Genomic DNA, 13341 nt, shown 5'->3' with positions numbered 1-13341 from the left:
TGGATATAATGGCCGCCTTGTTTCGTAATCCGACATTTGTAAAATTATTTCTTGCCGCATTTGCTTCCCAGCTTGGTACGGTAGTCGGAAATATGGCTTTTGCCTTTTATCTGCTGGACCGTTTCAGTAACCGTCCAGATTTAGCATCCATGGCGGAGTTGATGTATGCTGTGCCAACACTTGCCGTGTTTTGGTTAGTCGGGGTGCTCGCAGATCGGCTGGATCGCAAGCTTATCGCTGCTTATAGCGACTGGATTCGCGCAGGTCTATCCGCCTTGCTCCTACTCATTGTTCATCAAGATTGGCTAGTTGCCGCCTTTGCCATTCTCTTTTTGCGCAGCGCCATCGCGAAGTTCTTCGGGCCTGCAGAAATGGGACTCTTACAGGGAAGCTTGCTGCCTGGTCAGTATGTTCATGCCGCCGGCTTAAACCAAATGCTGATGGGTGTGTTCATGCTCTTCGGTGTTAGCTTAGGCGCCACAGCTTATCATCTTGTAGGTATTGAAGGAGCGATTATCATTGACGGGATCAGCTTTCTTCTCTCAGGCGTGCTAATCTCACTTTGTCGCTTTCCAGAAGAAGTCCGATTGCCGAACGGAAAAGCTCAAATCCGAGATCTTCGGCTGCGTCTTATCTTTGCAGATTTTCGTCAGGGATTCCAATACATCACCAAGCGAAAGCTGCTTCTAAACCTCATATCTGGATTCCTTGTCTTTGGTGTAATAAATGGGGTCTTCGCTGTACTTCCTATCTTTACGATGAAATATAAGCTAAGCCCAGATAATTACGAGCTCCATTCCTCTTTCATCACTATTTTTCTTGGCGTAGGCGTATTACTCGGTAGTCTCGCAGGCCCTATGCTCATCAAAAGATTTTCAAAAACGACTGTTCTGATCGCCGGTCTTCTTCTAAATAGCATCCTCATCATCGTCTTAGGCTCCGTTGTTCATATTTGGATTTTCTTCCCGATTGTCTTTATTACCGGAATCATATTGGCGCCCGTTAATATTGTACTTGGCGGTTGGCTGCCTGAGCTTGTGGAGCCCCAAAGCATGGGGCGCGTCAATGCATGGATCGAACCTATTATGATGGTCGGTTACTCCGCAGCGCTTGGTATGATTACTATTGCTTTTCCCGCCTGGATTTCTATCACATGGCTATACTACTTGCTTGGTCTTTGCTTAATTGTCGTCAGTGTTTACTACTGGTTGACTCTTCCTGCTTTGACAACTCGCGCTGCCCTCGATCAAAACCAAACTGTACAAGTAGAACAATAAATCGCAATGGATTCCCGCTATGCCGTTAGGATCAACTATTTCAATTATTCATGAAATCGGCTGCGAAAGCTGCTTGGCGATTCTCCTGTCCAACGCTTAAATTGCCTACTGAAATGAGCAATATTATGATAGCCAAGCTTTGTTGATACGGATTCAATTGTTGTTTCTGGATCCATTAGCAGCAGCTTGGCTTTTTTCAGCATCAGAGCAGACAAATACTGCCGTGGGGATATCCCGTACACATGGGAAAACATACGATTAACCGATGACATGCTGTAGCCTACCGCAGCAGCAATTGATTTTACCGTCTCCATCTCGCTCTGCTTCACATCCCCGTCCGCTGCATGATCGACAACCTGCTCCAGCATAGCTGCAATCTGTGAAGCTGCCGCAGACTTTCGTACTCCAGCAGCATCTCGGTTGCGCTCGGATAATGTACCGCTTAAGCCAGCAAACAGTTCAAATAAAGCCGATAAAACGCTCATTCTAGACTCCATGCGTACAACTGCCTCTTCCGATGTTAATGCCATTAATTTATCCAATGCAGGCCTAATGGCAACGGCAAGTTCACTCCCGAATTCGTGAAAGCAGCTGCTATTACGAATAAGAAGCTCACGAAAAGGCCGTTCATCCACTTCAAAATGCAAGCAATAATACGTCATTTCCTCGTCGCCAATGACTATGCTTTGATGATTGTCCCCCGGATTGAGCAATATAAGATCACCTGGACCTTGCCTGTAGGCTACCCCGTTGACCTTCATCTCCTGAATACCTGATAATACGAGATTCACTTCAAATAGAGGATGCCTATGAAGCGGATATTTCCAATCCTGATCAACCGTACGCCAATGTGCTGCAAATACACGGAAGGTGGAATCCATATCAGGAAGCATAAATTCCTTTCGAACGGGTTCAGTTTTACTCAACATAAGCAAGCTCCCTCCTTCTTCTTCGATTACGAGTATTATCAGTCATTAAAAAGATGATTGATTTGGGTAAATATCAACATGGTATGGATATGTGAACGAGATACATTCCTTGCTATGATATAGCTATTATAGCTTTAAATTCTTATCCTAGTAGATAATCTAGATGGGTAACTGACAAAGGAGAATGGAAATGACCAACATACAAAATCCGATTTTACCCGGCTTTAATCCGGACCCCAGTATTTGCCGTGCAGGAGAAGACTATTACATTGCGGTCTCGACCTTCGAATGGTTTCCCGGCGTTGGGATTTACCACTCTAAGGATCTAAAAAACTGGAGGCTTGCAGCAAGACCTCTGAATAAACTCAGTCAATTGAACATGATGGGTAATCCAGACTCCGGCGGTGTTTGGGCTCCTGCGCTTTCTTACAGTGACAATAAATTTTGGCTGATCTATACCGATGTTAAAGTAACCGAAGGACAATGGAAAGACTGCCATAACTATTTGGTTACATGTGACACGATTGACGGTGAATGGTCTGAGCCTATTCATATGAACAGCTCCGGCTTCGATCCTTCGTTGTTCCATGAGGAGGATGGTAGAAAATATTTTGTAAACATGATGTGGGATCAACGGGTCGGCCATCATAACTTCTATGGCATTGTGCTTCAAGAATACAGTGTGAGTGAACAGAAGCTTATCGGTAAGCCGGAAATCATATTCCAAGGTACGGACATTAAGTTGACAGAAGCTCCTCATCTATACAAAATCAACGATTACTACTATTTGCTTACAGCTGAGGGCGGCACGAAATATGAACACCAGGCTACCATCGCTAGGTCCAAGCAGCTTCGTGGTCCCTACGAGGTGCATCCGCATAATCCATTAATTACGTCATTCCATGCGCCGCGTATTCCATTGCAAAAGGCCGGTCATGCTTCCATTGTTCAAACACATACCAACGAATGGTTCTTGGTGCATTTGACAGGAAGACCGCTGTCCAGAGAAGGCCAGCCACTGCTTGATCCGCGCGGATACTGTCCGCTGGGCAGAGAAACTGCGATTCAGCGACTAGAGTGGAGAAACGAATGGCCATATGTCATCGGCGGCAACCAGCCTTCACTCGTCATTGAAGGTCCGAACATTCCAGAACAGCAATGGGAGCCGGACTATCTGGTGAAGGATGATTTTGATAACGATACGCTTAATCTGCATTTCCAAAGCCTGCGCATTCCTTTAGGAAATCAAATCGTATCGCTGTCCGATAATCCTGGGCATCTTCGTCTTTACGGCAAAGAGTCTTTGACATCTAAATTTACGCAATCGTTTATTGCAAGACGCTGGCAGCATTTCAACTTTACAGCAGAAACGAAGATTGATTTCCATCCAACGACTTTCCAACAATCAGCTGGACTCGTGAACTATTACAATACGCAAAACTGGACATCCTGCCAAATTTCGTGGAATGAAGAAAAAGGTAGAATCCTTCAGCTTGTCGCTTGCGATAACTTCTCGTTCTCGGAGCCTCTTCAAGGCAAAGAAATCGCTATTCCGGATGATATAGATTATGTGTACATTCGAGTGGATGTGGAAAACACATTGTATTATTACTCCTACTCCTTAGACGGAGAAAGCTGGACTCGTCTTCCTGTAGACTTTGAATCCTACAAGCTTTCAGATGATTATATTCAAGGCGGCGGCTTCTTTACAGGCGCATTTGTCGGCATGCAGTGCCAAGATACATCGGGACGCAGTCAGCATGCAGACTTTGACTATTTCATTTATGATATCCACTAATTAAACAAGAAAGTTCTCTTGAACGCTTAGACGTTTTCGAGAACTTTCTTTTTTTGTCTAATGTATCAATAGAGCTAATAATTAGCTCTATTTCCGTTAAAACAAATAAAATCAACCCCATAGAGCTAGTTTCTAGCTCTATTTTGTTCCGGCACACACTCCTAGCACCCTTGGAACGCTTCAGCCGTTACTACATTACCGCTACTTTTTCCATTTCATCTAATAAAACATATTCAGACAAGAAAAAACCTCCATCATCTTAATCGTGATCGAAGGTTCTTCTTCTATTAATATAGGACTCAAGTTAAACAGCCTAGCCTTTGACCGAGCCCGCTGCGATCCCTTCCACTATACGATCGCTTAGGAACAGGAATGCAATCAAGATCGGCAAGATGCTGATCATCAGAGTAGCGCCGATTGCGCCCCAATCTGTTGTGTATTGACCAATAAAGTTTTGCACGCCAACTGTAAGCGTCTTATAAGAGTCTGAGCTAATGAAGGTGTTGACGAAAATAAATTCATTCCAGTTGTAAATCATATTAATAATGCCCGTTGTTGCTATAACAGAGCCTGTCATCGGCAGCACAATCCGGAAAAACACGCGGTTCACGGAGCAGCCATCGATAACCGCCGCTTCTTCTACTTCACGCGGTAGGGCGTAGTAGAAGCCAAGCAAGATCATAATCGTGATCGGCATATTGAACGCTACATAAGATAAAATAAGTGATAACGGATGATCGATCAAATGTATTTTATTAAAAATACTGAACAGCGGAATCAGCGTCGAGTGAACCGGAATCATCATCGCCACCATGAACAGACCCAGCACCAAAGAGCTGCCCTTCCACTTCATCCGCGTAATCGCGTAGGTGACCAAACTTCCCAAAACAATGGTAAGCAATGTCGCTGCAACCGTAATCCAAACACTGTTGAAAAAATAAACATCGATATTTCCTGCGCTCCATACCTTCTCGTAATTTTCCCATCTCGGATTCATAGGCAATGAAAGCGGAGGAAGATTGAACACTTCCTGATTGTTCTTTAGTGAGAAAAACAGCAGCCATACGAGCGGGAAAATTTGCAATACGGCAACAGCGCTCAGTACGATATACAACACGGCATAGCCCAGCTTGCTTGCTATTCCCGTACCGGAGCTTTTGGCCCCGCCTCCCAATTGTCCTACAGTTCCGGACATCATGAAGCGTCCCTCCTTACGAATATTGAATCGTATCTTTTGTAGCAGTTAATTTACGAATGATCCAAGTTACGATTAGACAAATTATTAGCAGGAAGAAGCCAATCGCACTGCCATAGCCAAAATCATATGCCCGGAAAGCTTGGTGATACATATAGGATGCCATTACTTCGCTGGATCCGTTCGGCCCGCCATCTGTCATGACGTAGATGAGATCAAAGTATTTGAGCGATCCGACAATCGCAAGCACGATCGTTACTTTAATAACTTCCATCGCTAGCGGGAGCTTAATTTTGTATGCGATCTGAAAAGCGTTCGCACCGTCGATCTTTGCCGCTTCCTCTAGTGAATTCGGGATGTTCTTAAGCGCTGCGTAATAGATTAAAATATAGAAGCCCGCATACTGCCACAGGATTGGGATAAATAAAGCAAACAACACAATCGAAGGCTCAGCTAGCCATGCGGGAGGATTTGCAACCCCTACGGATTCTAGAAGACTGTTCAGAATCCCATTCGTTGGATGAAAAATTTTCAGCCATAGCTGTGCAATCGCCACGGACGATAACAGCATCGGAATCAAATAAATTTTACGGAAAAAGTTCACGCCTTTTAGCTTAGCAGATAACACCATTGCAATAACTAAGTAGAGTATGAGACTAAGAGCTGAAAATACAGCTAATAGAAGCGAATGACCCGCACTGTTCCAAAACATTTTGTCCTTAATCAGCGCCTGATAATTATCCAAACCAATAAATTTCATTGCTCCGATCCCGTTCCACTGGTTTAATCCATAATAGCCTGTCAGAACGATCGGAATGTATACAATAGCCAAAATTAGTAGCAAAGAGGGCAGCACATAAAGTGCGATTATCTTTTTATTCGACATTACCTTATCCAAAATAGCCGACTCCTTTCTCATTTTCGAGGAGTAAAAGCTTACCCGGCATGTTCTGCCGGGTAAACAACTTCCCGCGCTCCCTATTTTAGAAGCTGTCAGTTTCCTTTGGAAATAGCTGCATCATGCTCTTCTGAGAATTTCTCAGGCGTAACAGCTTTGCCGAATAGTGATTGAATCAGGTTTAGATGTGACTCAGCAGCATTTGCTTGCATTTGAACATCTGCGAATAGAGTGATGCTGCTTGCTTGATTCATTTCATTGAACAGATCTACATACAGTTGAGGAAGCTCAAGCTTGGAAGTATCCACCTTCGTTGCTGGAATAACACCTGCTCCAGTAACGGCTTGCTCTCCCCATTTTTCAACGAAATATTCTACGAAAGCTTTCGCTTCTGCTTTTACCTTTGAGTTTTCCGAAACGAATAGTCCAACACCCGGTCCGCCTACCCAGCTATTAATATCTCCTTTTCCGCCTTCAACCGTAGGGAATTTGAAGAAGCCAACGCTGTCGCGGAACTCTTTAGGTATATCTTCATTGGTTGTGAAGTTAGGAAGCTCCCATGTGCCCATCATATACATAGCAGCTTTGCTGTTCAGGAACTCTGACTTCGCTTCTTCATTGGACAGACCGTTAAAGCCTTTAACGAATGCATTGCTTTCAACTAACGATTGAACCTCTGTTGCAGCCTTAACCAGATTTTCATCCTTGAATGACCCAGAACCACTAATCGCTTTCGACAATGCTTCTTGTCCTGCAAAGCGGTCAGCCAAGTACATGTACCATAGTGATCCCGTCCAGCGATCCTTATTGCCAAGAGTAATTGGCGCGATGCCATTCTCAGAGAGCGTTTTCACAACTTGCTTAAATTGCTCGTAAGTTTGCGGTACTTCCAGGTTATATTTCTCAAAGATTGCTTTGTTGTAGTATATCGGCGAAATGTTGAACTCCAGCGGCAATCCATATGTTTTACCATCTACAGCGTACGCTTCCGTTGTGCCGCTGACGAATTTCCCATTCAGATTTCCGCTCAGCAGATCATCAAGCGGCGTGAATAGTTTGCCCTCTACATAAGGTTGGAGAAAGCCAGCAGCCCAAGTAACGCCTACATCCGGCAGTTGGTTTGAAGCTGAAAGCACTTTCAATTTATTTTTATATTGTTCATTATCAAGCACTTCTTGTTTGATCGTAACGTTAGGATGATCTTTTTGATATTCAGCAATAATTTGATTAACGATTTTGTTCTGACCGGCTGATACACCTTCTGGCCATAAGTGCATGAAGTTTACGGTCACTTTTTCGGAACCGCTTTCATTTGATCCGTTACTAGAGTCTTTACTGCCGTCGTTATTCGATTTCCCACTGCAACCTGCTGCGACGAGTGCCAGGCAAAGCGTTAATAGCAGAATCGTCCATTTCTTTTTGAACACGTTTACAACCCCTTTTCTGCTTGTGATAGATTTGATCTTTACAAATCTATATTATCAACAAGACGGCAGCATCGTAAGGACATATGAATTGGGGAAAATACTACTTTCATTGGATTCTCTCCTCGGCATGAGCGTTGCTTTTACGATATTGACCCGGACTAGTTCCTTCTAGAGAGCGAAAAACCTTCACAAAATATTTTGACGTTTGATAGCCGACTTGATCTGCAATATCAGCTATTGAAAGCCTTGTGCTGGACAGTAATTCCTTAGCCCTTTGCACTCTTTTCCTCGTCAAATAATCACTAAAAGTCAGGCCGGTTTGCTCCTTGAACAACACACTGAGGTAGCTCGCGTTCATATGCAAATGTTCTGCCGTATCTCGCATCGTAAGCGGCTTCTGCAAATGAGCATTCAAATATTGAATAGCTTCTTGTACTTGGGGGCTATAGTTATTCTCTTCCTGCATCGTATCCAGCAGCTTCGGGTCAACAAGCTTCTCCATCCGCTCAATGCGATGCTTGCTTTCTTCCCTTTTCATAGCGTTCTCTACCGCATTAATGAGTTTAGTTTTTTCCAACGGCTTTAGTAAATATTCAACAACTCCGAATTGAAGCGCTCTCTGTGCATAATCAAATTCGGGATGCCCCGAAATAATGATGACAACGGGGGGATTTGGCAGCTGCTCATTTATTCGTTCAACCAAATCCAATCCCCCAATCTCAGGCATACGAATGTCAGTCACGAGTAAGTTAGCATCGTTATGTGTCAGCCACTCTAGCGCCTCTATTCCATTTGATGCTGTTTCAATTCGATATTGACCAGCTGACCATGCCTCCAACACTTTTCGAACGCCTTCTCTTGTTCTCGGTTCATCATCCACGATTAGTATGGTTTTCAATTTGTATCACTCCCATGCTCATTCGGTATTTCAAAGGTAACCGTTGTTCCACAGCCTATTTCACTCTGAATCTCCAAGCCATTATTGTCGGAAATGTAATAAAGCTTCAATCTTCTCTCCACATTGCTTATACCTACCCCGGTGCTTTTGGAGGAAGCATGGGTATGCCCTTTGTCCATCGCAGTGTATAAAGCACGAATTTTCTCCTCATCCATGCCAGGGCCATTATCCTCCACTGCAATTCGAGTGTAACCCGGCCGCTTAGATGGTCCGACTCGCACAATAACGGTTCCTGTACTGATACGCTGCTCCACACCATGAAGAATGGCATTTTCAACTAGTGGTTGAATCAACAGCTTCGGAATCGGAACACTGCGAAAATTCTCTTCGGCTTCTACCTTCCATGTCAGTCTATCAACCATACGCATATCCATGATTTTCAAATACCTTTCCGCATGATCGAGCTCATCCCCGACTGTAACCCACTCATCCTCGTCTGCGCGTGAAATGACGTATCTGAACAAACCAGACATCGCAATGACGACTTGGGACAATTCCTCTTCCCCTTTCTCTTCAAGCGCCCAATAGAATGCTTCGAGCGTGTTGAACAAAAAGTGAGGATTTATTTGCGCCTGCAGTGCCTTCAGCTCTGTCCTGCTTTGAATAATCTCTTTCTGATACACGACATCAATCAATTCATTCAGGGAGACTACCATTTGATTATACGTATTATTTAGTTCATTAATTTCCATGGTCTTAGACGTAACCGGTATCGGCTTGAGCGTCCCGAACTTGGCATTTCGCATCACTTTTATCAAATTTAGTATTGGGCGCGTGATCATCGTTGATAAAATAAACGTTAAAAAGAGAAATAATAAACCGCCTACCATGATGGAAACAACTAAAACCGTACGCAAAATCAAAATTCCTTCTGTTGCGTACTTTACGGGAGTTAAAATAATAATTTTCCAGCCTGTAGCCTCTGATTGTTTATCAATGGCCATATATTTCTCTCCGTCTAGCGTTACCGTCTCATTTCCTTGCTTCAACATTTTCTCCACGTCTACTTCCTTAGAGAAATCGGAAGCAATCGTCTGATTTGCAGCGTCAAATAACCCCATCATTTCGCTGGTATTGTTGCCAGCACTTGTCTCTTGCTCCGTAAGCTCAAAGTAGTTTTTATCAATGCGCACCATCAAATACCCTGCCGTAGAAAAAGAATGATCAATAAGCCTAACATGACGAATAGCAATAATGGAATCCGGATAACGCGGGTCCACACCGAACCAGACAAGCGTTCCGTTCCCTTCATCCGCCTGACTAATCCATTCCTTAGGCACTCGGCTGTCCAAGCTTATATCTGTTAATGGAAACAACATCCGATAGTCCGTCGTATACAGCTCCAATGATCGGATTCCTGTTGCATACGCTTCCTGCTTACGCACCTCCTGCTGCAGCGATTGCCGCTCCTCAAAGCTGATCTTTCGACCTTCCACCTCTTGGTTCATAAGCCTTTGGATCGTAGCATTGGTCGCCACCTGCATCGTAAACGTATCAATCTGCCGCAGCAGCACATCCAGCTTGCCCGTTGCCTGTACAGCCGTCTGCTGAATGTGTTTCTCTGCATTATTGCGCAGCAAAACCGAAACCTGACCATACGTGAAATAGCCGACCGCCCCCAACACAATGACCATAACGAGCATGAAGCCTAGGAAAATTTGATTCCGCAATGTATTCATTTGTCCAAACCGGTTCATGCCGACACCCCTTGTCCGATTCTTGTAGCTATTAATATACACAATAACGGCAAAAAAAAGAAAGCCCTATCATTTTGGCATAATTCATACTATTAATTTAGATATATAATCCATTATCCAATCTAATCAGATATAATAGTCATAAGCTTATTCCTTAGATATGGATTAAATTATAGCGACACCTCAGAGAGGGGATTTCCGATGACTATAGACTTCCTAGTACGAAATAACGTAAAGGTGTTTGGCAAGGGAAAACAACCAATTGTATTCGCGCATGGCTTTGGCTGTGATCAAGATATGTGGCGGTACATCGTCCCTGACTTTGAGGATGACTATCGTATCATCTTGTTTGATTATGTTGGCTCCGGTGAATCTCAAAGGGGTTATTATAATGCAGACAAATACAGCAGCTTACAAGGTTATGCGCAAGACGTACTTGAGATCATGGTTTCATTGGATTTAAGAAATGCAATATTCGTAGGACACTCCGTTAGCAGCATGATTGGTATGCTTGCTTCAATACGTGATCCGAAATATTTTGAACATATTATTATGCTTGGACCTTCTCCTCGCTATGTGAATGATCTTCCCGATTACTATGGAGGGTTCAATAGAAATGATATAGATGAATTACTCAATATGATGCAAATGAATTTTATTGGTTGGGCAAGCTATCTTGCGCCAATCGTCATGAACAATCCCGAACGTCAGGAATTAACCAATGAGTTGGAAAAAAGCTTTTGCTCAAGAGATCCTTACATTGCACGGCAATTTGCAGAGGTCACTTTTTTATCCGATTGTCGTAATGATCTTGCACATGCATCAGTCCCTTCCCTCATTCTCCAATGCTCTGAAGATAGTATTGCTCCGATCGAGGTAGGCGACTATTTACATGCCCATCTTAAGAACAGTACGCTGCAACAAATGACCGCAAGGGGGCATTATCCTCACCTCAGTCATCCGGAAGAGACAACGCATTTGATCAAACAATATCTTGCCAGCAAGTAGAGCTTGGAGGAACACACTAATAAAATGGATACCCAATTAAATTATGCTCCCTGTGGATATTTCTCTATTTCGAGCTCAGGGATCATACAGTCCGTTAATCAAACACTATTAAATATGCTCGTCTATGAACGACAGGAATTACTGGATCGACATATCGAATCTTTTATGTCTGTCACGAACAAATTGTTTTTTCATACGTATTTTTATCCATTCATTCAGTTGTATGGTCATGTGAATGAGATGTACCTATCCTTTCGAACAAGCGATTATCAGGATGTGCCTGTGCTTCTAAATGGGATTCGGCAGGAGCGTGACGGGGAAATGTTTATTGATTGCGTCGTCGTTGAGATGCGTAAACGATTAGAGCATGAGAAGGATATTCTCCAAACCAAAACCAAGCTTGAGGAACTGTACCAAGCAACAAATGAAGCAAATAAAAAGCTTGAGCGATTACACGAAGAATACGAAATCAAGCAGCAGGAATTAATAAGTTTGAATCATCAGTTGGAAGCCTTAGTATCCATAGATGCTTTAACCGGACTCAAAAACCGCAGATTCTTTCAACAACGATTACTTGAGAACCTCGCATTATTTCAGCGAACTCAGCAGACTTTTTCACTGCTTATCATTGATATCGATCATTTCAAGCGCATTAATGACACATATGGGCATCCTGTCGGTGATTTCGTGCTCACTAACCTAGCACAATTACTCCAGTCTCTATCAAGGGAAATAGACATCGCAGCTCGGTATGGCGGAGAGGAATTTGTTATTATTCTTCCGTATACAGACCAAGAGAACGCCTTACTTGCAGCTGAGAGGTACCGCTCAAAAATTGAGACTGCTTCTTGGGGCGAATACAAAGTTACGGTTAGTATTGGTGCAGCGACTGTTTCACAAGAGGACACGGATCAATCCTTGCTTAATAAAGCCGATCAGGCACTCTACTCCTCAAAAAAGAACGGAAGAAATCGGATTACCCATTCGGCTAACTTAGCGATGAGCTAGTGACTTGTTTTCAATAAAGAAAAACAGAGCATGGAGGGGTTTAGCCCAGCATGCTCTGTTTTCACATTCAATAGTCTGCTATGATGATTTTCCAGGTAAAAACTCTGTCGTAAAGATTTCCGTAGCATCGAACTTATTCTTCAGCAGCCCAAGATCAGCAAGTTGATTGATAAGTGTCGTCCAACGCTCCTCTGTCATATAGCCAAAACCATGCTCCGCAGCATCCCCGCCATAGACAAACTCCTTCTGTGATTGATCTTCGAATTCGATGGCATCAAGTGCAATATTCGGATTAGCTTTGAAGATAGCAGCATTTACTTCACTGGATGTGTCCTTATAGGACATCCACCCCTCCGAGAATGCAGCTACAAAATTTCCTACTGTCTCTTTGTTTTTCTCCAAATATTCTTTGGTAACAAACAACACGACATTATATGGATTGTAGCCAGAATCTGAAACAAGCAGCGTCTTTACCTTCACACCCTCTTTCTCCATGAAGAACGGCTCTGATGTTAAGAATGCTTGTGTTACCGATTCTGGGTCAGCAAGGAAATTTACATGCTGGCCGGTATAGGTCATTTCTTTCACACCACTTAGATCATATTTGCTCTTCAAAAAGTCCCAATACGTAATACCTGGTTGAACAAATACCGTCTTTCCGTTTAAATCCTCGAAGTTCTTAACCTCAACGTTTTCCTGGAACATGAGAGCCTGCGGGCTGCCTTGAAGCGCAGCTGCTACTACAACTAGATCGATACCCTGATTTTTGGCTATAATAATTTGATCAGCATGTGCAAGACCAAATTCCGCTTTTCCAGAAGCAACTATTTGTACAGCAGAAACCTGAGGGCCGCCCGGCTCAATTGTAATATCAAAGCCATGCTTCTCAAAAATCCCCTGCTCTTGTGCTGCAAATACTCCGCCATGCTGAGCCTTCGGGAACCAGTTCAGTACTATCTTAGCCTTCTTCATCTCAGCAGGAGCTTTAGGCTCATCCGTAGCAGCTGGAGCCGGCTCCGCAGTTGGTGAACTACTCGTTGTTTCTGTTGGTGCGTTCTTTGCTGCATTGCCTCCACATGCTGCTGCAAATACCATCATTAGCACTAGCGATAAAGCAAATCCCCCGTTTTTCAACCATTTCTTCAT

At 43.5% G+C, this 13341-nt stretch carries 11 protein-coding genes; 4 read left to right on the top strand and 7 right to left on the bottom strand.

What is annotated here, in order from left to right; genetic code table 11:
* Positions 1-8: 8 nt before the first annotated feature.
* Positions 9-1277 carry an MFS transporter gene (locus AC0YOD_RS13440; protein WP_475799802.1) on the top strand — a complete coding sequence of 423 codons (1269 nt, stop codon included), beginning with the start codon at positions 9-11 and terminating at the stop codon, positions 1275-1277.
* Positions 1278-1321: 44 nt separating this feature from the next.
* On the opposite strand, the gene AC0YOD_RS13435 is transcribed toward AC0YOD_RS13440, so the two are convergent.
* Positions 1322-2206, bottom strand: coding sequence for a helix-turn-helix domain-containing protein (locus AC0YOD_RS13435; protein ID WP_475799801.1), 885 nt, complete (start codon positions 2204-2206; stop codon positions 1322-1324).
* A 190-nt stretch (positions 2207-2396) separates the two neighbouring features.
* Between AC0YOD_RS13435 and AC0YOD_RS13430 the strand changes: the two genes are divergently transcribed.
* A complete protein-coding gene (locus tag AC0YOD_RS13430; RefSeq protein WP_475799800.1) occupies positions 2397-4004 on the top strand; it encodes a glycoside hydrolase family 43 protein in 1608 nt (535 codons plus the stop codon).
* Positions 4005-4317: 313 nt separating this feature from the next.
* On the opposite strand, the gene AC0YOD_RS13425 is transcribed toward AC0YOD_RS13430, so the two are convergent.
* The 5 genes from AC0YOD_RS13425 to AC0YOD_RS13405 form a co-directional block, all read right to left on the bottom strand.
* Positions 4318-5202, bottom strand: a complete 885-nt coding sequence (locus AC0YOD_RS13425; protein WP_475799799.1) for a carbohydrate ABC transporter permease — start codon at positions 5200-5202, stop codon at positions 4318-4320.
* 13 nt (positions 5203-5215) lie between these two features.
* Positions 5216-6097 carry a carbohydrate ABC transporter permease gene (locus AC0YOD_RS13420; protein WP_475799798.1) on the bottom strand — a complete coding sequence of 294 codons (882 nt, stop codon included), beginning with the start codon at positions 6095-6097 and terminating at the stop codon, positions 5216-5218.
* Positions 6098-6192: 95 nt separating this feature from the next.
* Positions 6193-7524, bottom strand: coding sequence for an extracellular solute-binding protein (locus AC0YOD_RS13415; protein WP_475799797.1), 1332 nt, complete (start codon positions 7522-7524; stop codon positions 6193-6195).
* Positions 7525-7630: 106 nt separating this feature from the next.
* Complete coding sequence (locus tag AC0YOD_RS13410) at positions 7631-8422, bottom strand: response regulator transcription factor (RefSeq protein WP_475799796.1); 792 nt, start codon at positions 8420-8422, stop codon at positions 7631-7633.
* The gene (locus AC0YOD_RS13405; protein WP_475799795.1) at positions 8419-10179 is read right to left on the bottom strand and encodes a cache domain-containing sensor histidine kinase; all 1761 of its coding nucleotides are present in this window, start codon (positions 10177-10179) and stop codon (positions 8419-8421) included. Before AC0YOD_RS13405 ends, AC0YOD_RS13410 begins: the two co-directional genes overlap by 4 nt.
* Before the next feature lie 201 nt (positions 10180-10380).
* On the opposite strand from AC0YOD_RS13405, the gene AC0YOD_RS13400 reads away from it, so the two are divergent.
* Together AC0YOD_RS13400 and AC0YOD_RS13395 are read left to right on the top strand one after the other, a co-directional pair.
* Entirely contained in the window at positions 10381-11187 is an 807-nt protein-coding gene (locus AC0YOD_RS13400; protein WP_475799794.1) for an alpha/beta fold hydrolase, read from the top strand.
* 24 nt (positions 11188-11211) lie between these two features.
* Positions 11212-12195, top strand: coding sequence for a GGDEF domain-containing protein (locus AC0YOD_RS13395; RefSeq protein WP_475799793.1), 984 nt, complete (start codon positions 11212-11214; stop codon positions 12193-12195).
* A gap of 78 nt (positions 12196-12273) precedes the next feature.
* Here the strand turns inward: AC0YOD_RS13395 and AC0YOD_RS13390 are convergent, their stop codons facing one another.
* The gene (locus AC0YOD_RS13390) at positions 12274-13341 is read right to left on the bottom strand and encodes an ABC transporter substrate-binding protein (RefSeq protein WP_475799792.1); all 1068 of its coding nucleotides are present in this window, start codon (positions 13339-13341) and stop codon (positions 12274-12276) included.

The organism is Paenibacillus sp. J31P13 (assembly GCF_056269295.1).
This window is presented reverse-complemented; position numbering and strand designations above follow the sequence as displayed.

Excerpts from the sequence above, each read along its gene's own strand:
- AC0YOD_RS13440 (WP_475799802.1), top strand. The coding sequence starts at position 9 with ATGGCCGCCTTGTTTCGTAATCCGACATTTGTAAAATTATTTCTTGCC.
- AC0YOD_RS13435 (WP_475799801.1), bottom strand. The coding sequence starts at position 2,206 with ATGTTGAGTAAAACTGAACCCGTTCGAAAGGAATTTATGCTTCCTGAT.
- AC0YOD_RS13430 (WP_475799800.1), top strand. The coding sequence starts at position 2,397 with ATGACCAACATACAAAATCCGATTTTACCCGGCTTTAATCCGGACCCC.
- AC0YOD_RS13425 (WP_475799799.1), bottom strand. The coding sequence starts at position 5,202 with ATGATGTCCGGAACTGTAGGACAATTGGGAGGCGGGGCCAAAAGCTCC.
- AC0YOD_RS13405 (WP_475799795.1), bottom strand. The coding sequence starts at position 10,179 with ATGAACCGGTTTGGACAAATGAATACATTGCGGAATCAAATTTTCCTA.
- AC0YOD_RS13400 (WP_475799794.1), top strand. The coding sequence starts at position 10,381 with ATGACTATAGACTTCCTAGTACGAAATAACGTAAAGGTGTTTGGCAAG.
- AC0YOD_RS13395 (WP_475799793.1), top strand. The coding sequence starts at position 11,212 with ATGGATACCCAATTAAATTATGCTCCCTGTGGATATTTCTCTATTTCG.
- AC0YOD_RS13390 (WP_475799792.1), bottom strand. The coding sequence starts at position 13,341 with ATGAAGAAATGGTTGAAAAACGGGGGATTTGCTTTATCGCTAGTGCTA.